The following is a 22,841-nucleotide window of genomic DNA, read 5'->3' as shown; positions in this document are numbered from 1 at the left end:
GGTTCAGGCCGCGACGCGAAACTTTTCCGTGGTGACCTCCGCACTGGGCGGATCCACCACGATCGCGGTGGCGTTGTCCGAGCCACCGAGCGAGATCGCCGTCCGCACCAGCTCGGTGGCCGCCCTGTCCGGCATCCCGAGGATGTCGAGCATGGTCGGACCGCTGAGCGTCTTGTGCACACCGTCGCTGGTGAGCACGAGCCCGCCGGTCGTGACGGTGGCCGTGCCGATCTCGTGCGCGGCGGCCGTGCGGACGCTGGTGGTGACGACGTGTTCCATCCGCGGTGTCACGGGCTGTTCGTGGTCGCGGAAGTACTGCGCGAGCGTATGGTCCTTGGTCACTTGCCGCACGGTGTGACCATCCCAAGCGTACGCCCGCGCGTCCCCGACCCACGCGATGCCATACCCCTCGTCGGTCCGGACGGCCACGACGAGGACGCAGTCACCGGTCCCGCCGAGCCCGAGTACAGCGCGCTGAGCAGCGAGAACAGCCCCGGCGGCGCCCTGCTCGACCGGTGTCCGGGCCGCCGCCGAAGCCGCCGTCCGCGCCGCTCGTGCCGCGTTCGGGTGATCTCCGACTCCGTCGGCCAGCGCGAACACGATTCCCCGTCCGCCCGCGGCCGCATACGCCGCGACGGCGTCCGCGTTGTGCGCGCGTGGCCCCTGCGCGCTCGCCGTGTGCCAGTGTGGAAGCTCCCTCATGGTCTTCTCCTCACCCCTGGGTGATCCGCCTGCTTCCAGCGTCCGCCTCTTTCCTGTGGGCGAGCTGAGGGTTCGGTGTCGGGCGCCTGTCGGTCCCGTCTCGTGATCAGAGGCGTAACTCGCGTGATCACACACGTAACTCGCGTGAGTGCGGCGCAGTGCCCGACCGGACGTGCCGCGGCCGGTCACCGCAGCCGGGTGATCAGCGTCCGCAGCCAGCTCTCCGCCATCGCCGGTTCGTTTCGAAGGTGCCGAACCAGCAGGTCCCGCGCCGCCTTCGAGCGGCCCGCCTCGACGATGGCGACCGCTTCGGCGAGTCCCCGCAGCCGCTTTTCCGAATGCTCCGGCGCGCGGCCGTTCTCGTCCGACCAGCGCGGCCGCGGGAAGGAGGCGGTGAGTTTTGCCTGCACGTCGCCGAAGTAGTGCCAGACCGGCCAGTCGAGCGAGATGTTCCGGACCCCGTTCGCGGGCAGTTCGGCGGGCCAGTCGAAGTGCTGCTGCCACCGGAACGCCGACGGGGTCGTGTCCTCGCGGATGGTGATCCCGAGGAACCGGAGCCTGCCGCGGATGATGCTCCAGGCCTCGCGTTCGTCGTCGATCCAGTCGCGCAGCAGCCGGTACAGCTCGGTGAACGTCTGTCCTGTGTAGACCAGGTCGACGAAGACCTTCGGTCGTCCGCGTGCGAGGTCGTACGGGCTGAGCCCCGCCGCGGTGAGATTGGCGCGCAGCTGCGCCACATCGGCGGCCGTCAGGCCGTTACGGGCTCCCGCGAACGACAGCGGCAACTGATGGATCCGTTCCCGCCACGGGGTTCCGCTCAGCAGATCGTGCACGCTGTCCGCGGAACGTCCGACGAAGTACAGGTCCGCGTCTCCCGCGCGGGCGATCACCTTCGCGGCGCACGCGATCAGCTCGTCCAGGAACCACAGCGACGGCTTTTCGGCGCGTTCCAGCAGCGTCCCGAGTTGGTCGGGGCGCACGAGGTCCCAGCGGTACGGCCGATTCACGCCGTCCAGGATTCCCGTGCGCCCCAACACTTGTCGAAGCATTTTCAGGAGAGCAGGCGGTACACCGTCTGCTCGCCGACGGTGGTGGCGGCGAAGTTGTCCGCTACCCATTCGGCGATCTCGTCCGAGCCGCCGCCGGGGCCGCCGCGGCCTCCTTCGACGTAGTAGGTGATGTCGCCGTTCGCCACGTACTGCTGGAATTCCGCGAGTGTCGGCGCCGGATCCGAACCGCTCCAGCCGCCGATGCCGATCACCGACTTCCCGCTCGCGAGCTCCAGATTCGCCGCGGACTGCGAACTCGGCGCCGCGGCCGCCCATTTCGTCGTGGTCGCGGCGAGCAGGGCCCCGATCTCCGCCGACGAACCCTCGTCCATTCCCATTCCCATGCCGCCCATCCCGCGGGGGTCGTTCACGGCCGGACCGGAGATCGGGATCGAGCCGGAGTGCGCCTGCGAAGCGGTTTCGACGCCGAACGCCGTGGTGCCGAGGCCGACGGTCAGCACGGCGGCCGTCGCCACGACGGCGACGAGTTTCCGCATCGGCGGGACACCCACCAGGACGACGGTCGCGGTCACCAGGCCGAGCCCGGCGATGGTCCAGCGCAGCGCGGGCAGCCAGTCGGCGTTGCGGTCCAACAGGATGTACGCCCAGACGGCGCTGGCCGCGATCATCAGCGACAGGAACACCCGCGGCGCGAGATGCGCCCGGCCGCGCCACAGCGAGGTCCCGGAGATCGCGACCACGGCGGCGATCGACGGCGCCAGCGCGACGGCGTAGTACGGGTGCACGATGCCGCTCATGAAGCTGAACACCAGCGCGCTCACGAGCATCCAGCCGCCCCACATGATGAGCGCGGCCCTCGTCCGGTCGGTCCCCGCGGCCCGCCTGGTGAACCACAGCCCCGCGACCAGCCCGATCAGTGCGGCGGGCAGCAGCCACGACACCTCGCCGCCGAAGCTGGCACCGAACATCCGGGTCAGGCCGCTCTCGCCGCCGAAGCCGACGTTCCCGCCGGCCGAGCCGCTCACGACCCCGCTCGGACCGCCCACCATCACGCCGCCGCCCATGCCGAAGATCCGGCCGAGGCCGTTGTAGCCCAGCGCCAGTTCGAGCAGGCTGTCGCCGTCCGACCCCCCGATGTACGGCCGTGATGAGGTCGGCCACAGGTCGACCAGCGCGATGAACCAGCCTGCTGACAGGACGGTGGCGCCCAAAGCTCCGGAAAGGTGCAGCAACCGCTTGCCCAGCGAGGTCGGCGCGGCGATCAGGTAGGCGAGCCCGAACGCGGGCAGCACCAGGAACGCCTGCATCATCTTGGTGAGGAAGCCGAATCCGACGGCGACGCCGGCGAAGGCCAGCCAGCGTGGGCTCGCCTTTTCGATCGCGCGGATCGTGCAGTACCCGCCGGCGATCAGCAGCAGCGTCAGCAGTGCGTCGGGGTTGTTGAACCTGAACATGAGCGCGGCGACCGGGGTGACGGCGAGCGCCGCCCCGGCGAACAGCCCGGCGACCGGTCCGGAGGTCCGCTTCACCGTCAGATACAGCAGGCCGACGGAGGCGACCCCCATCAAGGCCTGGGGCGCCAGCACGGTGAAGCTGGAGAAGCCGAAGACCCGGGCGAACGCCGTCGTGACCCAGAGCGCGGCCGGGGGTTTGTCGACGGTCAGCACGTTCCCCGCGTCGAGGGAGCCGAACAGCCACGCCTTCCAGTCCTGGGTGCCGGACTGCACCGCCGCCGCGTAGAACGAGTTGCCGTAGCCGGAGGCGGTCAGGTTCCAGAAGTACAGCAGCGCGGTGGCGGCGAGCAGCCCGAAGACGGCGGGCCGGACCCACCGGCCGGGTGGTTTCGCAGTGTTTTCCTCGACGTGTCCAGGCTCCGCCCGGGAAGCGAGTGCGGTGGTCATGGGATCAGCTCTCCATCTCGGTGGCGGTGCGGCGGCGGAACACCCAGCCGCGCAGCAACAGGAAGCGCAGGACGGTGGCCGCGAGGTTCGCGAGCACGAGCGCGGTGATCTCGAGCGGCAGTCCCGGTGCCGTCATCGTGTGCAGCAGCGCCAGGGCGCCACTGGTGAGCGCGAGCCCGAGGCCGAACACGATGAGGCCCTGGAACTGGTGCAGCCCGGCGCCTTCCCGGCCGCGGATGCCGAAGGTCAGGCGCCGGTTGAGCGCGGTGTTGCCGATCGCCGTCACCAGCAGTGCGACGAGGTTGGCCACCTGTGCGCCGGTGAACGTCCGCAGCAACAGGAAGAGCACGAGGTAGGCGATGGTGCTGGCGACGCCGACGGCGGCGAACCGCACCAGTTGCCGCACCAGGCTCGGCGCCACCCCCGGCGCCCGCACCTGGATCGGCGCGCGGCCGAGCTGTTCGCGCAGGCCGCTGATCGGGATCTGGCCGGTCAGCGTCGCCTTGGTCAGGCGCGCGATGCCTTTGAGGTCGGCGGTCGCGGTGGCGACGATGTTCACCGACGAGTCCGGGTCGTCCACCCAGTCGACCGGGACCTCGTGGATCCGCAGCCCCGCTTTCTGCGCCAGCACGAGCAATTCGGTGTCGAAGAACCAGCCGGTGTCCTGGATGTGGGGGAGCAGGCGCTCGGCGACGTCGGCGCGGATCGCCTTGAACCCGCATTGCGCGTCGCTGAACCTCGCCGCCAGCGTGCCGCGCAGGATCAGGTTGTAGCAGCGGGAGATGAACTCCCGTTTCGGTCCGCGCACCACCCGCGCGCCGCGCGCGAGCCTGCTGCCGATGGCGAGGTCGGAGTGCCCGGACAGCAGTGGTGCGACGAGCGGCCCGAGCGCGGCCAGATCGGTCGAGAGGTCGACGTCCATGTAGGCCAGCACCGGAGCGTCCGAAGTGGACCAGACGGCACGCAGCGCGCGGCCGCGGCCTTTCTCTTCGAGGTGACGGACTTCGACGTCGTCGAACTCGCGGCTCAGCCGTTCGGCGACCCGGAGGGTGCCGTCGGTGCTGGCGTTGTCCGCGACGGTGATCCGGAACGGGTACGGGAACTGCTCCGCGAGGTGCGCGTGCAGCCCGCGGATGCACGGCTCCAGGTCGGTTTCCTCGTTGTAGACCGGGATGACGACGTCGAGGACGGGTGAGCCGTCCGGGGCGATGGCGGGGCGGCGGCCGGTTTCGGCGCCGGAGATGATCGCGGCTGTCATATCGTCAATCTCGGCCATCGCGCTGAGGCCGGCTTGTGTCCCGGCTGTGCCGTCGCTGTGTTCCGGCACGGGTTTCACCGGCTCAGGTCGTAGACGGTGACGCCGTCCACCGTGGTCGGCCGGTAGGTTTCCGCGACCCAGGCGGCGATCCGCTCGGCGGCGTCGCTGCCGGTCTCCCCGCGCATCATCATGCCGTCGCCCAGGAAGTAGTGGATCCGTCCACTTCGGACAAGCTCTTGGAACTGTTCCAGGGTGGGTGCCGGATCCGTGCCGTTGAACCCGCCGACGGCCATCACCGGCGCCCCGCTGCCGAGCTGATAGCCCGCCGCGTTGTTGGAGCCGACGGTCGCCGCTGTCCAGGTGTGGTTCTCGCTTCCCTGCCGGAGCAGGGCGGCCAGGTTTTCGCCGGGCAGGCTCGCCCCGAGCAGACCACCGGGGCCGCCCATTCTCATGCCACGGCCCGTTTCCGGTCCGGCGGAAGGCAGTGCGCCGGAATGCGGGGTGGCGGCCGTCGCGACGGTGTACGCGCCGGTGCCCGCGAGAACGGTGATCAGCGCGCCGACGGCGACCAGACGCCTTGCCACATCAGGTAAGCGCGCTGCGACGAACACCAGGAAAGCGCACAGGAGACCGGCGACGAGGATCGCGATCGACAGGCCGGGAAGCCAGTCGGATTGCCGCGACAGCAGGAGATGAGCCGTCAGCGCGGTCAGCCCGATTCCGGCGCTCAAGGCGCCCGCGGCGGCCGGATTCCCCCGTGCGCGCCACAACTGAGTGCCCGCGATCCCGACGAGTGCCGCGATCGCCGGGGCGAGCGCGATCGTGTAGTAGGCGTGGATGATGCCGCTCATGGAGCTGAACACCACGGCGGTCACCAGGAACCAGCCGCCCCAGACGATCAGTGCCGCGCGGCCGCGGTCGGTGCGCGGAGCCCGGCGGGTGAACCACAGCCCGGTGGCCAGCGCGAGGACGGCGGCCGGGAGCAGCCAGGCGATTCCGCCCGCCATCTCACTGCCGAACAACCGGTCCCAGCCCGTGCCGCCCCAGCCGCCTCCGCCGACACTGCCGACCTCGTCCCCGGTGATGCGGCCGAAACCGTTGTAGCCGAAGGCGAGTTCCCACAGGCTGTTCTCCTGCGAGCCGCCGATGTACGGCCGGTCCGCGGCGGGCCACAACGCGACGACGGCGAGATACCAGCCGGTGGACAGGAAGGTGCAGATCAAGGCCCCGAGCAGATGCAGCAGGCGGCGGCCCAGTGAGACCGGCGCGGCGATCAGATACGCGAGCCCGAACGCGGGCAGCACCAGGAACGCCTGCAGCATCTTCGCGAGGAAACCGAATCCGACGGCGACCCCGGCCAGCGCCAGCCAGCGCGGGCTCGCTTTCTCCAGCGCGCGGACGACGCAGTAGGCGCCCGCGGTCAAGAGCAGGACCAGCAGCGCGTCGGGGTTGTTGAACCGGAACATCAGCGCGGCGGCCGGGGTGAGCGCGAGAACGGCTCCCGCCAGCAGACCCGCGGCCGGGCCGGACGTCCGCCGCACCGCGGCGAACAGCAACGCCACCGAGCCGACCCCCATCAGCGCCTGCGGCACCAGGACGCTCCAGGCGTTGACGCCGAACAGGCGCGCGGAAAGGCTCATCACCCACAACGCGGCCGGTGTCTTGTCCACCGTGATCGCGTTCGCGGCGTCGCTGGAACCGAAGAACAACGCTTTCCAGCTCAGTGACCCGGCCTGCGCTGCCGCCGAGTAGAAAGCGTTGGCCCAGCCGGATTCCCCGAGGTTCCACAGGTACAGGAGCGCGGTCGCGAGCAGCAGCGCGGCCACGGACGGCCGGACCCAGCGCGGATCGGCCGGTGTGCCTCGGGCGGGGGGAGCGGTTCGATCGGCTTCGTCGCGGGAGGCGAGGAGGGTCATGGCCTCAGCGTCGGGGGCCGACCTGGGGCGTGGTTGTGCCGAAGCTGTGCACCCGCTGTGAGGATCCGATCACCGGCAGATGGACGGCGAACTCGGTGTGCCCCGGACGGCTGTGCACCTCGATCGTGCCGTGATGGGCCACGACGATGGCCGACGCGATCGCCATCCCGAGCCCGGTGCTGCCCGCGGTCCGCGACCGGGAAGTGTCGCCGCGGGCGAAGCGTTCGAACACGCTCGGCAGGAGTTCGGGGGCGATCCCGGGCCCGTTGTCGGTGACGGTGAGCACCGCGGATCCGCTGTGGGAGCGGCTCAGCGCGGTGATCACCGTGGTGCCCGGCGGAGTGTGCGTGCGCGAGTTGGACAGCAGGTTCGCCAGGACCTGGTGCAGGCGCTGGACGTCGCCGCGCACGAACACGGATTCGGGCGGGAGTCGCAGCTGCCAGCGGTGGTCCGGGCCGGCGACGTGCGCGTCGCCGACGGCGTCCGCGGTCAGCCGGGTGAGGTCGACTTCGGCCGCTTCGAGCGGCCGTCCGGCGTCGAGCCTCGCCAGGAGCAGGAGGTCCTCGACCAGCGTCGTCATCCGGGCGGCCTCGGACTGGATGCGGGACATCGAACGCGCGACGTCCGGCGGGACCAGCGCGCTGCCGCGGCCGGCGAGTTCGGCGTACCCGCGGATCGCCGCGAGCGGCGTGCGGAGTTCGTGGCTCGCGTCCGCGACGAACCGGCGGACCCGCGTCTCACTGGCCTGCCGGGCCTCCAGCGCCCGCGAGATGTGCCCGAGCATGAGGTTCAGCGCCGAACCGACCTGGCCGACCTCGGTCCGCGGGTCGGTGTCGATCTCGGGCACCCGCACCGAAAGCGCGACATGACCGCGGTCGAGCCGCATCGCCGACACCCGGCCCGCGGTCGCCGCGACCCGGTCGAGTGGCCGCAGCGTGCGCCGCACCGCGAACGCGCCGAGGAACCCCGCGCCGGCGACCCCCGCCAGCGCGACCCCGAACAGGATCCACCGGACCGTGGTCAAGGTGTCCTGCATCGGCCCGAGGGGGAGCCCGGTGACGACCGCGCCGCCGGGGATCGAGACGGCCTGCACGCGGTATTCGCCCAGACCGCCGAGCGTTATCGTCATCGGCGGCCGGTCCGCCGGGACGGCGAACAGGCCGTACTCCTGTTCGGCCGACAATCCCTGCGGAAGTCCTTGCACGGTAAGGATCCCCGCGTACAGCACCCGATCACCGGAGAAACGCACGCTGAGCGTCCCGGAAGCCTGGCCCGGCGCGTCGAGCGGATCGGGACCGAAGCCGTCCTCCGGCGGCCGGTTCGCGAAGTCGTGGGCACGGGCCGACGCGGCCGAGAGCTGGTCGTCGATCTGGCGGGTGAGGAACGACCGCAAGGCGACCTCACTGGCGACGCCGATCACCAGGCAGACGAAGGCGAGCAACACCACCATCGAGCCGGTCAGCTTGGCGCGCAGGGAAAGCCGCCCGGGCCGGAACGACCGGCGCGGGCCGGTGGTCGGGACCGAACCGGGTGCCATGACCCCGAGGGTGCGCCGCGGTCGTATGCGCGCGTTGTGTCCCGCCTGTGAGCCCGCTGTGCGCGTGGGAGAGGCCGCCGCAAGTGTCATGAGCGAAACACACCGTCCACACCGGACTGGGGAGCCGAACGCAAGGCGTTGGTGACCGGCGCGTCGCGTGCTATGAAAGGTCCTTTACTTGCAAAATTTGCAAGTAAAGGACCTTTCATAGCGCTCTCTTGGCGCCGGTCGGACAGCTGCGCTCCCTGCCGCAAGCCCCTACCGCACCAGCCCGTGAAGGCCTCCTTGCCTACCCTGAGGGTAGTGAAGGAGGCCCTCGCTACCGCCCGGCGCGCAACCGAAGAGCCCCTCAGCGGTCGTAGTCCACGCCCAGTTCGGCCGAAGTCGCCACCGCCCGGCAGGTCAGGATCTGCCCGGCCGCGACCTCCTCGTCCCCGAGTGCGTAGTGCACGTCCATCCGCGCGCTGCCTCGCACCACCGTCGCCCGGCAGGTGCCGCAAGCGCCGCCGACGCACGCGTACGGCGCGTCGACGCCGTGCCGCAGCGCGGCGCTGAGCACGGTTTCGCCCACCGTCGCGGGGATTTCGACGGTCTTCCCGGCCGCCGTCACCGTCAGCGTCGGGCCCGGCCGTCGCGAGGGCCGGACGGGAAGCGCGCCTTGGAACAGTTCGAAGTGGACGTGTTCCTCGGGGACGTCACGATCGGCCAGTGTCCGGCGGGCCATGTCGACGAGGTCGCGCGGGCCGCACAGGAACCAGTCGTCCACCTTTGCCGGGTGCAGCCGCGCTTGCAGCAGTGCGCGGAGTCGGGTGCTGTCGAGCCGGCCGCGCTGGTAGCGCTCGTGCGAGATGGCCAGCGCCTCGCCGACGATGTCGAACGGCTTCTCCAGCCGGTGTGTCCGCAGGTCCGGGTCGCGTTCGTCGGTGCGGTAGTGCACGACGTGCAGCCGTCCGCCCAGTCGCGCGGCGAGGCCGCCGAGTTCGTCGGCGAACATCGTGCTGGCGCCGGAGGTGTTGATGTACAGCAGGGTCGCCTTGCTGTTCGGCTCGTTCTCCAGTGTCGCGGTGAGGATCGACAGGATCGGCGTGATCCCGCTGCCCGCGGCGAGCGCGACGTACCGGCCCGCGCGGCCTTGGTCCGGGGTCAGGGTGAAAACGCCGTCGGGGGGCAGGACGTCCAGTTCGTCGCCCGCCGCGAGCTCCGTCGTGGCGAACGTCGAGAACGCGCCGCCGAGCTGGTGCTTGATCGCGATCCGCAGGATGCCGGAGTCCGGCGTCGAGCAGATCGAGTAGGCGCGCCGCACCTCTTCCCCGTCGACCTCGGCTCGGATGACGAGATGCTGGCCGGGGGTGAACCGGAAGGTCTCCCGCAGCCGCTCCGGCACGTCGAACGTCACGGTGACGGCGCCCTCGCACAGCGGCCGGACCTCGGCGACCCGCAGTGAGTGGAACCGGCTCGGCCCCCGGGGCTGGGGAGCGGGCGGTTCCTCGTCGAACGAACCGGTGAGCTGACGCCACTCGCGGTACTCCGTCGACGTCAGCTCGCGGCCCCACGGGGTCGCGATCGGGACGTCCCTGGCGAGATAGGCGTCGCGGTTGTCCTTCCAAGTACGCAGGTACCGGTAGAACGGGATCGCCGGGTGGAGATGGTGCACCAGGTGGTAGTTCTGGCACAGCATGATCGGCGTCATCAGCCATTCGAGCCCGACGCGGACGCGGGTGGCGCCGAACCGGTTCTGCCGCTGCGCGCCGAGGTCGTGATGGGGGAGCCAGTCGAACCACCAGGCCAGCACGGCCAGCCCGAGGCGCTGCGGGACCAGGTAGACCATCAGCAGTTCCCAGCCGTGGCCGGTCACGGCCAGCCAGGCGAACGCGGCGAGGCTCAGCGTGACGACGGCCGCGGTCTCGATCCGCTCCGACGGCGGGCGCATGCGCTGCCGGGCCACGTAGAAGCGGGCGTACCAGAAGTCGATGGTCAGCCAGCGCAGCGGCAACTGCCACCAGGGGCCGTGCGCGGTCCAGGCGTCGGGATCGGTGTGGGCGTCCTCGTTGGTGTTGCGGTGGTGCTCCAGATGGATGTAGCGCACCAGGGGAAAGGAGCCGTAGGCCGCCACGAACGGCATCGCGAGCCTGCCGAGCAGTTCGTTGACCCAGGTGAGCTGTCCGGCCGCGTGGTGCGTCGACTCGTGCAGCACGGTGAACATGGTGAAGGTGACGAGCGCGTGCAGGGGAATGGTCACCCACAGCGGCGCGGCCTCGTTGACGACCAGCCAGGTGGCGCCGCTCCACACCATGAGGCCGCCGGTGAACAACAACACTGTCGGCACCGAGACGACCGGCAGCGGGATCCGCGGGCTGGGCACACCGCGTCTCGGTCTTCTCTCGGGTATCTCTCCCGTGTCCTCGGACCGGGTTACGGCGACGGTCATCGATCGTTCCCCTCGGTCGATGGCTACCGGGACAAGCTGTCACACCGTAGACAATTAGTACTGGTTTGTAAACTTCATGTGAGTGCCGAAACACCACGTCACAGCGCCCGATGGTGAGGCGTGGCGCGCATCCGTGTCCAGGAACGGTCGGCTTCGTAACAGAGAAGAACCGAAAACTCGTCCGATCGGGTGGTCCGCGCCCTGTTCGCCGGACCGTGCGCGGTAGCTGTGCTCGGCCGGGGGGCGGTCCCTGACGGCGCGGACGGATGCGGCCGAGTACGACCCGGTACGAGGCCGATCCGCCCGCACCGCCAGGAACCGCCTGGATCACGAACCCCGTCGAACAGACCCACAGGACACGGCCTAGACTCGGACGGCCCTGTCCACAAGCTGGCCAGGGCACATCCGCTGTCGACCGCATGCGGATGCCCATCACATCGTTTACCGCTCGAGGAGAATACGTTGAAGAGCACCGTCGAGCAGCTCAGCCCGACGCGAGTCAAGATCAATGTCGAGGTGCCGTTCGACGAGCTCAAGCCGAACTTCGACCGCGCCTACCGCAAGATCGCCCAGCAGGTGCGCATCCCCGGCTTCCGCCCGGGCAAGGCGCCGGCTCGCGTGCTGGAAAGCCGGATCGGGCGAGCCCCGGTGCTCGACGAGGTCGTCAACGAGGTCATTCCGGCCAAGTACATGGAAGCCGTGCGCGCGGGCGAGGTCCGCACGCTCGGCCAGCCCGAGTTCGAGGTGACCAAGCTGGAGGACCGTGAGGTCCTCGAGTTCACCGCCGAAGTCGACATCCGCCCGGAGATCTCGCTGCCCGACCTCGAGGGCTTCGCGGTCAGCGTCGACGACGTCGAACTGACCGACGCCGAGGTCGACGAGCAGCTCGACGAGCTGCGCGCCCGCTTCGGCACGCTGACCGGCGTCGACCGTCCGGCCGAGAACGGCGACTTCGTCTCGATCGACCTCGCGGCCACCGTCGACGGTCAGGAGGTCGAGGAGGCCTCGACCACCGGCCTGTCCTACGAGATCGGCTCCGGCCAGCTCGTCGACGGGATCGACGAGGCCATCATCGGTGCGAAGGCGGGCGAGACCAAGACCTTCACCACGAAGCTGGTCGCCGGCGAGCACACGGGCAAGGACGCCGACGTCACCGTCACCGTGCAGACCATCAAGCAGCGCGAGCTGCCCGAGGCGGACGACGAGTTCGCCCAGATGGCGAGCGAGTTCGACACGATCGACGAGCTGAAGGCCGACCTTCGCGAGCGTCTCGGCCGCGTCAAGAAGATGCAGCAGGGCGTCCAGGCCCGCGACAAGGTCCTCGAGGAGCTCCTCGAGCGCACCGAGGTCGCGATCCCGGAGAAGGTCCTCGAGGCCGAGATCGAGAACCGCAAGCACGACGCGATCCACCCGTTCGACCACGACGAGGCGCAGTTCGCGCAGGCACTCGAGGCCGAAGGGCGCACCCTCGAAGAGTTCGACACCGAGGTCCGCGAGGAGTCGGAGAAGGCCGTCCGCACGCAGCTGCTGCTGGACAGCATCGCCGACGCCGAGCAGACGTCGGTCAACGACGGCGAGCTCACCGAACGCATCATCTACCAGGCGCAGCGCTTCGGCGTCAGCCCGGACGAGTACGTCCAGCGGGCGCAGCAGTCCGGCCAGCTGACCGCGATCTACGCCGACGTGCGCCGCGGCAAGGCGCTGGCCTCGGTGGTCCGCAAGACCACCGTGACCGACGCCTCCGGCGCCACGGTCGACCTCGAAGAGCTCTTCGGCCCCGCAGCCGAGGAGACGCAGGTCACCGAAGAGACCGCGAAGACTGCGGCCGAGTAGGGAATACGCGGTCCGGTCGAAACGGACCGTAAAGCTGTAAGCGAACTTGGGCGGTGTCAGGCATTCTGCACCGCCCAAGTTCGTTAGGGTCGGTTGCAAGATCCTCAAGCATCTGGACATACGCGGCGGCGAACGTTCCACCCGCCGCCGTCGGCGAAAAGGCAGGCAGACGTGACGCAGCACACGCCCCAGGCGCGGACCGGTACCGCAGGGCTCAACCTCACCGACTCGGTCTTCGAGCGGTTGCTCCAGGAGCGCATCGTCGTCCTCGGCTCCGAGGTCAACGACGAGGTCGCCAACCGGATCACCGCCCAGTTGTTGCTGCTCGACGCAGACGACTCCGAGTCGGACATCCGCTTCTACATCAACTCGCCCGGTGGCTCGGTCACCGCGGGTTTCGCGATCTACGACACCATGCAGCTGATCCGCCCGGACGTCGCGACCTACGCGATGGGCCTGGCCGCGTCGATGGGGCAGTTCCTGCTCTCCTCCGGCACGCCCGGCAAGCGGTACGCGCTGCAGCACGCGCGCATCCTCATGCACCAGCCCTCGGCGGGTGTCGGCGGCACGGCCTCCGACATCGCGATCCAGGCCGAGGTGTTCGGCAAGTGGAAGCAGGAGCTGGCCAAGATCACGGCCGAGCAGACCGGCCAGACCGTCGAGCAGATCGTCAAGGACGGTGACCGCGACCGCTGGTTCACCGCGCAGGAGGCGAAGGACTACGGCTTCGTGGACCAGGTCCTCACGCGCGAGAACCCGCTTCCCAACAGCTGATCCGCGCCGGCACACAGGAGAATTTTCAATGAGCAACTTCCAGCTTCCGATCGGGTCGCAGGCGCCTGGGATGCAGTCGCGGCTCCAGCTGCCGCAGTCGCGGTACGTGCTGCCCTCGTACGTCGAGCGCACCAGCTACGGCATCAAGGAATCGAACCCGTACAACAAGCTGTACGAAGAGCGTCAGATCATGCTCGGCGTGCAGATCGACGACGCGTCGGCGAACGACGTCATGGTCCAGCTGCTGCACCTCGAGCACGAGGACCCGGACCGCGACATCATGATCCTGATCAACTCGCCCGGTGGCTCGTTCACCGCGCTGATGGCGATCTACGACACGATGCAGTACGTCCGCCCCGACATCGTCACCATGTGCATCGGCCAGGCCGCTTCGGCCGCCGCGGTGCTGCTGGCTGCCGGGACCCCCGGCAAGCGGTTCACGCTGCCGAACTCGCGGGTGCTGATCCACCAGCCCGCGACCGAGGGCACCTACGGCCAGGTTTCGGACCTGGAGATCCAGGCCAACGAGATCCAGCGGGTGCGGCGCCAGATGGAGGTCATCCTGGCGAAGCACACGAACAAGGAAGCCGACGACATCAAGAAGGACATCGAGCGCGACAAGATCCTGACGGCCGACGAGGCCAAGGCGTACGGGATCGTCGACGAGGTGCTCGAGTACCGCAAGGCCTCGAGCAGCTGATCGCGGGAGGGGCCCGGTGCGTGTCGGGAGACGACACGCACCGGATCCCTGGTCTAAGGTCAGCTTCTGGCGTGCTCAGATGTGACGTTGGTTCTCCCGCCGACGGCATCGGGCGGGTACCGTCAGTGGCAGTGTGTGAGGCTCCGAGCGGTCATCCGTGACCGGGGCGGTAAGACAGTCAGGCGCGTATCGCGCCGGAGGGGACGAGGTCAACGGCCATGGCACGGATCGGTGACGGCGGCGACCTGCTGAAATGTTCTTTCTGCGGCAAGAGCCAAAAGCAGGTGAAGAAGCTCATTGCCGGCCCCGGGGTCTACATCTGCGATGAGTGCATCGATCTCTGCAACGAGATCATCGAAGAGGAACTGGCCGAAGCCGGTGAGGTCAAGCTCGACGAGCTGCCCAAACCCGCCGAAATCCACGAGTTCCTCGAGCAGTACATCATCGGCCAGGACGACGCGAAGCGTTCGCTGGCCGTGGCGGTGTACAACCACTACAAGCGTGTGCAGTCCGACGACAAGGCCGGGCCGAAGGATTCCAAGGACGAGACCGTCGAACTGGCGAAGTCCAACATCCTGATGCTCGGGCCGACGGGGTGCGGCAAGACCTATCTGGCCCAGACGCTGGCGAAGATGCTGAACGTCCCGTTCGCGATCGCGGACGCCACGGCGCTCACCGAAGCCGGCTACGTGGGCGAGGACGTCGAGAACATCCTGCTCAAGCTGATCCAGGCGGCGGATTACGACGTCAAGCGCGCCGAGACGGGCATCATCTACATCGACGAGGTCGACAAGATCGCCCGGAAGTCGGAGAACCCGTCGATCACGCGTGACGTGTCGGGCGAGGGCGTTCAGCAGGCGCTGCTGAAGATCCTCGAAGGCACCACCGCGTCGGTGCCGCCGCAGGGCGGCCGCAAGCACCCGCACCAGGAGTTCATCCAGATCGACACGACGAACGTGCTGTTCATCGTGGCCGGCGCGTTCGCCGGGCTGGAGAAGATCATCAACGAGCGGGTCGGCAAGCGCGGCCTCGGTTTCGGCGCGGAGATCCGCACCAAGGCCGAGATCGACGAGAGCGACATCTTCTCCGACACCATGCCGGAGGACCTGATCAAGTTCGGGTTGATCCCGGAGTTCATCGGCCGCCTCCCGGTCGTGGCGACGGTGACCCACCTGGACAAGGAGTCGCTGGTCAGCATCCTGACCACGCCGCGCAACGCGCTGGTGAAGCAGTACAAGAAGCTCTTCGAGATGGACAACGTCGAGCTGGAGTTCACCAAGACCGCGCTCGAGGCCATCGCCGACCAGGCCGTGCTCCGCGGCACCGGCGCCCGTGGCCTGCGCGCGATCATGGAAGAGGTCCTGCAGCCGGTCATGTACGACATCCCCAGCCGCGACGACGTCGCGAAGGTCGTCATCACCGAGCAGACCGTCCGCGAGAACGTGAACCCGACGATCGTGGCGCGTCAGCCGTCACGCCGTCGTGGCAGCGAGCGCGGCGAGAAGTCCGCCTGACAAAGCACGTCAGCGTCAACGATGCCCCGGCCGGAACCTTCCGGCCGGGGCATCGGTTTCTCCGGCCAGGTCCGGCCGGTGACCGGACCGAGATAGGATGCGATGGTGCCGCTGACTCCCACGAAGGACGAGAACGAGGCTCCCGAGCTGGAAGCCGCGAGTCCACGCGAGGTCAGGGGACTCGTCGAACTCACCGAACGCATCGTCGTCGGGGCGTATCGAGGGCATCCGTGGATCCCGCGCGCGCTGACGATCGTGCTGGGCGTGCTGGTGGCGACCTGCCTGGTGGCCGGTGTCGTCCGGTTGTCGCCGCTGCCGCTGATCCCGCTGCCGTTCTTCGCCGTCTCGGCGTATGCGCTCTTCCGGATCAAGACGGCGCGAAGCGCGGAGGCGAACTCCTCGCTCGTCGCCTGGACAGGACTGTTCACCGGTGCGACGCTCGCCGGATTCTGGTTGATCTCGATGGCGGGACGCTGGCTCGGCTGATCGGCCCGGCACGATTTTCGGATTCCCTCCGTTAGCAGGGTTTCAGATCCGCTCCAACGGGGTAAGACGAGTCCGTGACAGTCACCGCGGGTCCCTTCACCCACGTGGGCCTGCTCTACTCCGGTGACACCGAGTACCTGGACGGAACGATTCCGTACATCCTCGAGGGCTTGAAGCTCGACGAGCCGGTCGCGGTCGCCGTCCCGGGCCGGAATCTGGCGCTGATCGAAGACGCGCTGGGCGATTCCGTCGCCGAGGTCGAGCTCATCGACATGACCGAAGCGGGCCGTAACCCCGGCCGCATCCTTCCCGGCGTGCTGCTCGCGTTCGCCGACAACCGGCCGGGGCCCGTCCGGATCATCGGCGAACCGATCTGGGCGGGCCGTTCGCCCCTCGAGTACCCGGCGTGTGCACAGCACGAGGCGCTGATCAACTTCGCGTTCGGCGACCGCGACCTCAGCATCCTGTGCCCGTACGACCGGACCACGCTCGAAGACGGCGTCCTCGCCGACGCCGAGCGGACCCATCCGATCCTCTCCGGCGCCGACGGCGATCGCCGCAGCGAGGGTTACGCCCCCGACGCGGTCGTCGAGCAGTACAACCTGCCGCTGCCCGAACCGGTCGTGGCCGACGCGTTCCGGTTCGATCTCGCCAGGCTCAGCGCGGTGCGGCACTTCGCGCAGGTTCGCGCCGAGGAGAGCGGGCTGTCCCCGGGCCGGGTGGAGGATCTCGTGCTCGCCGTGGCGGAACTGTCCGCCAACAGCGTGCTGCACGGTTCGGGACAGGGTGTCGTCCGCGTCTGGCGCGACGAGGCCCACGTGCTCTGCGAGGTCATCGACGAAGGCACCCTGAGCGATCCGCTGGCCGGCAGGCGGCCCGCCGCCGCGGGGCAGATCGGTGGACGCGGCCTGGTGCTGGTGAACCAGGTCGCCGATCTCGTCCGGCAGTACCTGAGACCGGGCTCGACCGTGACCAGGATCTTCTTCCGCGTCTGAGCGCTCAGGCGTTCTTCGGGACGTGCTTGCCGAGGAACGCGACCAGGCTCGGCACGACGGTGCGGTTGAACGTGTCGCCGTGTTTGCCGCGCGCCGTGTGCGCGACCATGGGCCGCGCTTCGGAGATGAACTTCCGCACCCCGCCGATGAACGGATCTTCGGTGCCGCACCAGATCCCGGTCGGCACCTTCTTGGTGACGTCGATGTGGCGCAACGGGTCCAGCGAGCCCCAGTCGGTGGCGTCGCGGAACGCGCGCCGTTTGCTCATCTCGGCCCACGACGTCATCAGCGCGGGCGCGAGCGCCGCGACCGCGGCGGGCGGGCGGCGGCGTTCGAGACGGCGCCGCGTGTAGAGCAGCGCGCCGAAACCGCCCATCGAAAGCCCGGTGGCGGCGAACGGCAGCCCGTCCCGGCCGCCGAGGCCGCGGGCGGCCAGCCAGCGGGGGACCTCTTCGAGCAGCATCGCCATCGGGTTGTCGCCGGGCTGGTTCTCGTGCCAGTAGTGGTCGCCGCCGTCGACCGCGACGAACCCGTACGGGGGCACCGCCTTGCGGGCGACCTCGCTGCTGAGTTGCTTGAGCAGCCCGGTGGGGGCCGCGTGCCGCGCGGTGCCGTGGAGGCCGTGGAGCATCAGCGACATCGGCAGGCCCTTGGGCGGCGCCTTGGTCGGCAGCATCAGCACGAGATCGACCTCGCGCCCGCGGGCTTCGGAATAGACACGCTCGACGCGGGGGCTGCCCAGCTGGGTCGCCGGGGTCGGCGACGCGACGCCGAGTGCCCGCTGGAGTGCCTCACTGAACGGCAGGGCCCCGGTGGCCGTTCCGGCGGCGAGCCCGGCGACGCCGAGACCCGAGGCGCCGGCGATCAGCACGGACCGGCGGCTCAGCCAGCGACGGGCGCCGTCCACCCCCGGCAGCGTCGTGTGCCCCTGATCGTCCTCGTTCACCGATCCCCGTTCCCCCGTTTTGCTTCCACCAGGTCAGACGCACGTTTCCGCTGGAAGGTTGCACATGTCACCGACCTGTGACCGGGGTATCGCCGGATCAGGTGCCGATGTTTCCCTCTTTCGCGCGCCATGCCTCGATCGAGATCCGCGCGGAGCGCGTCGCGGCCTCGTAAGTGTCGCCGAGACCGACGCCGAGGGCGGTGGCCAGGGGAATCAGGATGTGGTCCACACCATTCCCGCTGTCGCCGAAGTGACCGGCGACCTCCAGCGTGATGTAGCCGTGCACGGCGCTCCAGAGCTGGGCGGCGACGTCGAACTCCGGGGCGGGCCGGAACCGGCCCGCGTCGATCACGCGTTTCGCGGCACGGACGAGGTAACCGAAGGCTTCGATGCCTTCATCACTGAGGCTCTCGCGGGTCTCCTTGCTGGTCATGTCGACCAGTGCCGCCTTCTGCCCGTTGGGCTGGCTCTGGCCGAAGGTCACCGCGTAGAGCTGCGGGTTGTCCACCACGGTCCGCCGGTACGCCAGCGCCAGGGTGAGGATGTCGGCCGCCGGGTCGGCGGTTTCCTCGACCTCGCCCAGATTCGCCGACAGCCGCCGGAATCCCTCGCGCGCGACCTCGTCCACCAGTGCGCCCATCCCGCCGAAGTGGGTGTACACGGCCATGGTCGACGCGCCGATCTCCGCCGCCAGCTTGCGGGCCTGCAGCGCCTCCGGGCCGCCGTCCGAGAGCAGCCGGATCGCCGCTTCGACCAGTTTCGCCTTGACCTCGGTGGCGGAGGGTTTCGGTGACATGCTTGCCAGTATTCCATAACCCTGTTATAAATATATCCATAACTGTGTTATATCCGTCGCTAGGGGGCCTTCGATGGGCAACAAGTTCCTCCAGGGCAACTTCGCCCCGGTCAGCCGTGAGCACACGATCACCGAACTGAGCGTCACCGGGCACATCCCGGAGTATCTGGACGGGCGCTACCTGCGGAACGGGCCGAACCCGCTGTCCGAGGTGGACCCGGAGGCCTACCACTGGTTCATGGGCGACGGCATGGTGCACGGCGTCCGGCTGCGTGACGGCCGCGCCGAGTGGTACCGCAACCGCTGGGTGCGCAACCCCCGGCTGTCGCGGCAGATCGGCGAACGCTGGGAAGGCGGACCGGTCTCCGGGGTCGCCTCCCTCGGGGCCAACACGAACGTGATCGGCCACGCCGGCAAGACCCTCGCGTTGATCGAAGGCGGGTCCACCAGCTTCGAGCTCACCGACGAACTCGACACCGTCGGCGCCTGCGACTTCGACGGCACCCTTCCCGGCGGCTACACCGCGCATCCGAAGCGTGATCCGGAGACCGGCGAACTGCACGCCGTGTCTTACTTCTTCGGTCAGGGCAACAAAGTGCAGTACTCGGTGATCGACGCCCAAGGCCGCGCGCGGCGCAAGGTGGACATCGAGGTCACCGGTTCGCCGATGATGCACGACTTCTCCCTGACCGAGAAACACGTCGTCTTCTACGACCTCCCGGTCACCTTCGACGCCGAACAGGCCGTCGCAGCGTCCGTCCCGGTGTTCCTGCGCACTCCCGCCCAGCTGGTGCTGTCCGCGCTCGTGGGGAAGGTGAAGGTGCCGGACCCCCTCAGCGCGAGGCTGCGTCAGCGGATCTCGGGCAACTCCGGCCTGCCGTATCGCTGGAACCCGAAGTACCCGGCGCGGATCGGGGTCATGCCGCGAGAGGGCGGCGACGGCGACGTCCGCTGGTTCGAGATCGAGCCGTGCTACGTGTTCCACCCGATGAACGCCTACGACGACGGCGACGACATCGTGCTGGACGTCGTCCGCCACCCGAAGATGTTCGACACCGAGTTGCTCGGCCCCGCCGAAGGGCCGCCGACCCTGGACCGCTGGACCATCGACCTGACCGTCGGCAAGGTCGTCGAGGAACGCCTCGACGACCAGGGCCAGGAATTCCCGCGCGTGGACGAGCGGCTGGTCGGGCGGCGGCACCGCTTCGGCTACTCGGTGTCCACAAGGGACGGATCGGCGTCCTCGGGTTCCTTGCTGAAGCACGATCTGTGGAACCGGTCGGTCGCTTCGAGGGAGTTCGGCGAGGGCAGCCAGGTCGGGGAGTTCGTGTTCGTCCCGTCCTCAGTGGACGCCGGTGAGGACGAGGGCGTGCTGATGGGTTTCGTCTACGATCCCGCGACACAGAAGAGCGACCTGACGATCCTGGACGCGGGGACGCTGGAGACCGTCGGTGCCGTGCACCTGCCGGACCGGGTGCCCAACGGTTTCCACGGTAACTGGGTGGGCACCGATTGAAGGCGCTCGGCCGCTGACGTGCCGTGGCGAGTGTCGCGAAAGCCACTTTCGGGACGTCAGGCGTCGCGAAAGTGGCTTTCGCGACGCGGGGCCCGGTTCAGCCTGAGTCAGTCGAGCCCGAGCACCCGCTGTTCGCCGGTGTAGAGGTTCATGCTCTCGCCGCGCAGGAAACCGATGAGGGTCATGCCGTTCTCGTCGGCCAGTTCCGCGGCCAGCGACGACGGCGCGGAAACGGCGGCCAGCAGGCCGATCCCGGCCATGGCGGCCTTCTGCACCAGTTCGAACGAGGCGCGCCCGGACACCAGCAGGCCGGCGTCCGACGCGGGGATCCGGCCTTCCTGCAACGCCCAGCCGAGGACCTTGTCGACGGCGTTGTGCCTGCCGACGTCCTCGCGGACGACGGCGAGGTTCCCGTCGCCGTCGAACAGGGCGGCCGCGTGCAGCCCGCCGGTGCTGGAGAAGACCTTCTGATGCGTGCGCAGCGTGTCCGGGAGCTTCGCCAGCACGTCCTTGCTCACGGTGAATCCGGACTTCTCCGGTGAAAACCGGCTTTTGAGCTTCACCGCGTCGAGCGCGGCCTTGCCGCAGACGCCGCACGAGGACGTGGTGTAGAAGTTCCGCTCGACGCCCGTCTCCGGCGGCGCGACGCCTTCGGCCAGCGCGATGTCCAGGACGTTGTAGGTGTTCCGGCCCTGGTCGTCGACGCCGTCGCAGTACCGGGCGACCGCGATGTCCTCGCGGGAGGCGAGCACACCCTCGGACAACAGGAACCCGTGCGCCAGTTCGACGTCGTTACCGGGTGTCCGCATGGTGACCGCGAGTGCCTTGCCGCCGACGCGGATCTCCAGCGGTTCTTCGGCCGCGAGCGAGTCGGGTCGTCGCACGTCCTTCGTCGCGGAGATCATCCGCACCGGACGCCGCACCGTCACCCTGCCCACTTGTCCACCCTTCTGACCGGTTATTCGACACTTGAGTACTGCAACGCCGGGAATTAAGTAATACATTCCCAGTGCACATCCCCAGAGTACGGAGGCGCCGGATGGCTGTCGGCTTCCTGGACCGTTCCCGCATCGTCGCAGCACCGGGGTGGAGCCGCTGGCTGATCCCTCCCGCCGCGCTGGCCGTCCACCTGTCGATCGGGCAGGCGTACGCGTGGAGCGTGTTCAAGGCGCCGCTGGAGAAGACCCTCGGGCTCACCGGCACGCAGAGCGCGCTCCCGTTCCAGCTCGGGATCGTGATGCTCGGGCTCTCGGCGGCCTTCGGCGGGACGCTGGTCGAGCGCAACGGGCCGCGCTGGGCGATGTTCGTCTCGATGGTCTGCTTCAGCTCGGGCTTCCTGATCTCGGCGTTGGGTGTCGCGACGTCGCAGTACTGGCTCGTCGTGCTCGGCTGGGGCGGGATCGGCGGTATCGGGCTCGGGATCGGCTACATCTCGCCGGTGTCGACGCTGATCAAATGGTTCCCCGACCGCCCGGGGATGGCCACCGGTATCGCGATCATGGGCTTCGGCGGCGGCGCGCTGATCGCCTCCCCGTGGTCGACGCAGATGCTGGGCGGCTCGCCGTGGTCGATCGGGACGGTCGCGACCGCCTTCCTCGTGCACGGCCTGGTCTACGCGGTCTTCATGAGCCTGGGCATCCTCCTGGTGCGGGTCCCCGCCGACGACTGGAAGCCGAAGGGCTGGACGCCGAAGACCGACCACGGCAACGCGATGATCACCACCGCGAACGTGTCGGCGCGCAACGCCATCAAGACGCCGCAGTTCTGGCTGCTCTGGGTGGTCCTGTGCTTCAACGTGACCGCGGGGATCGGCATCCTGGAGAAGGCGGCGCCGATGATCGCGGACTTCTTCCGCGAGACGTCGACGCCGGTCGGCACCGCGGCCGCCGCCGGGTTCGTCGCGCTGCTCTCGCTGACCAACATGCTCGGCCGGTTCGTCTGGTCGTCCACTTCGGACCTGGTGGGACGCAAGAACATCTACCGCCTCTACCTCGGGGTCGGTGCACTGCTGTACCTGGTGATCGCGCTGACCACCAACGCTTCGAAGCTCGTGTTCGTCCTGTGCGCCATGCTGATCCTGTCGTTCTACGGCGGCGGCTTCGCGACCGTGCCGGCGTACCTGAAGGACCTCTTCGGCACCTATCAGGTGGGCGCGATCCACGGCAGGCTGCTGACCGCCTGGTCGATGGCAGGCGTGCTCGGGCCGCTCATCGTCAACGCCATCTCCGACAGCCAGAAGGCGGCGGGCAAGGTCGGCCCCGACCTCTACACGACGTCGCTGTTCATCATGATCGGCCTGCTGGTGGCCGGTTTCGTCGCCAACGAACTGGTGCGCCCGGTCAACCCGAAGTTCCACGAGCCGGCGCCGTCCGGCGAGCCCGCGAGGAGTGAGGCCCGATGACCGAACAGGCTCCCGAACACCGCCGCACCGGGCTGATGGTCTTCGCCTGGCTGTGGGTCGCGCTCCCGTTCGCCTACGGCGTCTACGAACTGTTCCGCAAGGTGGTCCAGCTCTTCGGCGGCTGAGTA

General features: G+C 69.0%; 19 protein-coding genes. 9 read left to right on the top strand and 10 right to left on the bottom strand.

What is annotated here, in order from left to right; translation table 11 throughout:
- Positions 1 to 3: 3 nt before the first annotated feature.
- The 7 genes from ACLJO0_RS35025 to ACLJO0_RS34995 form a co-directional block, all read right to left on the bottom strand.
- Complete coding sequence (locus tag ACLJO0_RS35025) at positions 4 to 702, bottom strand: PP2C family protein-serine/threonine phosphatase (protein WP_125793085.1); 699 nt, start codon at positions 700 to 702, stop codon at positions 4 to 6.
- A gap of 185 nt (positions 703 to 887) precedes the next feature.
- Complete coding sequence (locus tag ACLJO0_RS35020; protein WP_410583353.1) at positions 888 to 1,709, bottom strand: hypothetical protein; 822 nt, start codon at positions 1,707 to 1,709, stop codon at positions 888 to 890.
- Positions 1,710 to 1,753: 44 nt separating this feature from the next.
- Positions 1,754 to 3,613 (bottom strand): glycosyltransferase family 39 protein, encoded by a 1,860-nt coding sequence (locus tag ACLJO0_RS35015; protein ID WP_410583352.1) that lies wholly within the window; start codon positions 3,611 to 3,613, stop codon positions 1,754 to 1,756.
- 4 nt (positions 3,614 to 3,617) lie between these two features.
- Positions 3,618 to 4,871, bottom strand: a complete 1,254-nt coding sequence (locus ACLJO0_RS35010; protein ID WP_410583350.1) for a glycosyltransferase — start codon at positions 4,869 to 4,871, stop codon at positions 3,618 to 3,620.
- Between the two features lie 74 nt (positions 4,872 to 4,945).
- The gene (locus tag ACLJO0_RS35005; protein ID WP_410583348.1) at positions 4,946 to 6,787 is read right to left on the bottom strand and encodes an ArnT family glycosyltransferase; all 1,842 of its coding nucleotides are present in this window, start codon (positions 6,785 to 6,787) and stop codon (positions 4,946 to 4,948) included.
- A 4-nt stretch (positions 6,788 to 6,791) separates the two neighbouring features.
- Positions 6,792 to 8,324, bottom strand: a complete 1,533-nt coding sequence (locus ACLJO0_RS35000) for a sensor histidine kinase (RefSeq protein WP_410583346.1) — start codon at positions 8,322 to 8,324, stop codon at positions 6,792 to 6,794.
- Between the two features lie 349 nt (positions 8,325 to 8,673).
- Positions 8,674 to 10,686, bottom strand: coding sequence for a fatty acid desaturase (locus ACLJO0_RS34995; protein WP_410583527.1), 2,013 nt, complete (start codon positions 10,684 to 10,686; stop codon positions 8,674 to 8,676).
- A 528-nt stretch (positions 10,687 to 11,214) separates the two neighbouring features.
- On the opposite strand from ACLJO0_RS34995, the gene tig reads away from it, so the two are divergent.
- From tig to ACLJO0_RS34965, 6 genes are all read left to right on the top strand, one after another.
- Positions 11,215 to 12,585: a trigger factor gene (gene tig / locus ACLJO0_RS34990; protein ID WP_396567420.1), complete on the top strand. Its 1,371-nt coding sequence runs from the start codon at positions 11,215 to 11,217 to the stop codon at positions 12,583 to 12,585.
- A 171-nt stretch (positions 12,586 to 12,756) separates the two neighbouring features.
- A complete protein-coding gene (locus tag ACLJO0_RS34985) occupies positions 12,757 to 13,359 on the top strand; it encodes a ClpP family protease (RefSeq protein ID WP_125676314.1) in 603 nt (200 codons plus the stop codon).
- A 28-nt stretch (positions 13,360 to 13,387) separates the two neighbouring features.
- Positions 13,388 to 14,059 carry an ATP-dependent Clp protease proteolytic subunit gene (locus ACLJO0_RS34980; RefSeq protein ID WP_125793091.1) on the top strand — a complete coding sequence of 224 codons (672 nt, stop codon included), beginning with the start codon at positions 13,388 to 13,390 and terminating at the stop codon, positions 14,057 to 14,059.
- 218 nt (positions 14,060 to 14,277) lie between these two features.
- On the top strand, positions 14,278 to 15,573 hold the full coding sequence (gene clpX, locus ACLJO0_RS34975; RefSeq protein ID WP_125793092.1) for an ATP-dependent Clp protease ATP-binding subunit ClpX: 1,296 nt from the start codon (positions 14,278 to 14,280) through the stop codon (positions 15,571 to 15,573).
- 102 nt (positions 15,574 to 15,675) lie between these two features.
- Positions 15,676 to 16,059 carry a hypothetical protein gene (locus tag ACLJO0_RS34970; protein WP_125793093.1) on the top strand — a complete coding sequence of 128 codons (384 nt, stop codon included), beginning with the start codon at positions 15,676 to 15,678 and terminating at the stop codon, positions 16,057 to 16,059.
- A 74-nt stretch (positions 16,060 to 16,133) separates the two neighbouring features.
- A complete protein-coding gene (locus ACLJO0_RS34965) occupies positions 16,134 to 17,054 on the top strand; it encodes an anti-sigma factor RsbA family regulatory protein (protein WP_410583344.1) in 921 nt (306 codons plus the stop codon).
- Positions 17,055 to 17,058: 4 nt separating this feature from the next.
- On the opposite strand, the gene ACLJO0_RS34960 is transcribed toward ACLJO0_RS34965, so the two are convergent.
- Together ACLJO0_RS34960 and ACLJO0_RS34955 are read right to left on the bottom strand one after the other, a co-directional pair.
- A complete protein-coding gene (locus tag ACLJO0_RS34960) occupies positions 17,059 to 18,000 on the bottom strand; it encodes an alpha/beta hydrolase-fold protein (protein WP_125785951.1) in 942 nt (313 codons plus the stop codon).
- Positions 18,001 to 18,097: 97 nt separating this feature from the next.
- Entirely contained in the window at positions 18,098 to 18,796 is a 699-nt protein-coding gene (locus tag ACLJO0_RS34955) for a TetR/AcrR family transcriptional regulator (protein WP_125793095.1), read from the bottom strand.
- A 73-nt stretch (positions 18,797 to 18,869) separates the two neighbouring features.
- On the opposite strand from ACLJO0_RS34955, the gene ACLJO0_RS34950 reads away from it, so the two are divergent.
- Positions 18,870 to 20,312 carry a carotenoid oxygenase family protein gene (locus ACLJO0_RS34950; RefSeq protein ID WP_410583341.1) on the top strand — a complete coding sequence of 481 codons (1,443 nt, stop codon included), beginning with the start codon at positions 18,870 to 18,872 and terminating at the stop codon, positions 20,310 to 20,312.
- A 107-nt stretch (positions 20,313 to 20,419) separates the two neighbouring features.
- Here the strand turns inward: ACLJO0_RS34950 and fdhD are convergent, their stop codons facing one another.
- Positions 20,420 to 21,250 (bottom strand): formate dehydrogenase accessory sulfurtransferase FdhD, encoded by an 831-nt coding sequence (gene fdhD, locus ACLJO0_RS34945; RefSeq protein ID WP_410583339.1) that lies wholly within the window; start codon positions 21,248 to 21,250, stop codon positions 20,420 to 20,422.
- Between the two features lie 101 nt (positions 21,251 to 21,351).
- On the opposite strand from fdhD, the gene ACLJO0_RS34940 reads away from it, so the two are divergent.
- Together ACLJO0_RS34940 and ACLJO0_RS34935 are read left to right on the top strand one after the other, a co-directional pair.
- Entirely contained in the window at positions 21,352 to 22,713 is a 1,362-nt protein-coding gene (locus ACLJO0_RS34940) for an OFA family MFS transporter (RefSeq protein WP_410583337.1), read from the top strand.
- Positions 22,710 to 22,838, top strand: a complete 129-nt coding sequence (locus tag ACLJO0_RS34935) for a hypothetical protein (RefSeq protein WP_395881870.1) — start codon at positions 22,710 to 22,712, stop codon at positions 22,836 to 22,838. Before ACLJO0_RS34940 ends, ACLJO0_RS34935 begins: the two co-directional genes overlap by 4 nt.
- The last annotated feature ends 3 nt before the right edge of the window (positions 22,839 to 22,841 follow it).

It is taken from the genome of Amycolatopsis sp. lyj-108, assembly GCF_046549005.1.
Classification (GTDB): domain Bacteria; phylum Actinomycetota; class Actinomycetes; order Mycobacteriales; family Pseudonocardiaceae; genus Amycolatopsis.
The sequence above is the reverse complement of the archived record's forward strand: the minus strand, read 5'-3'. Positions and strand labels throughout refer to the sequence as shown.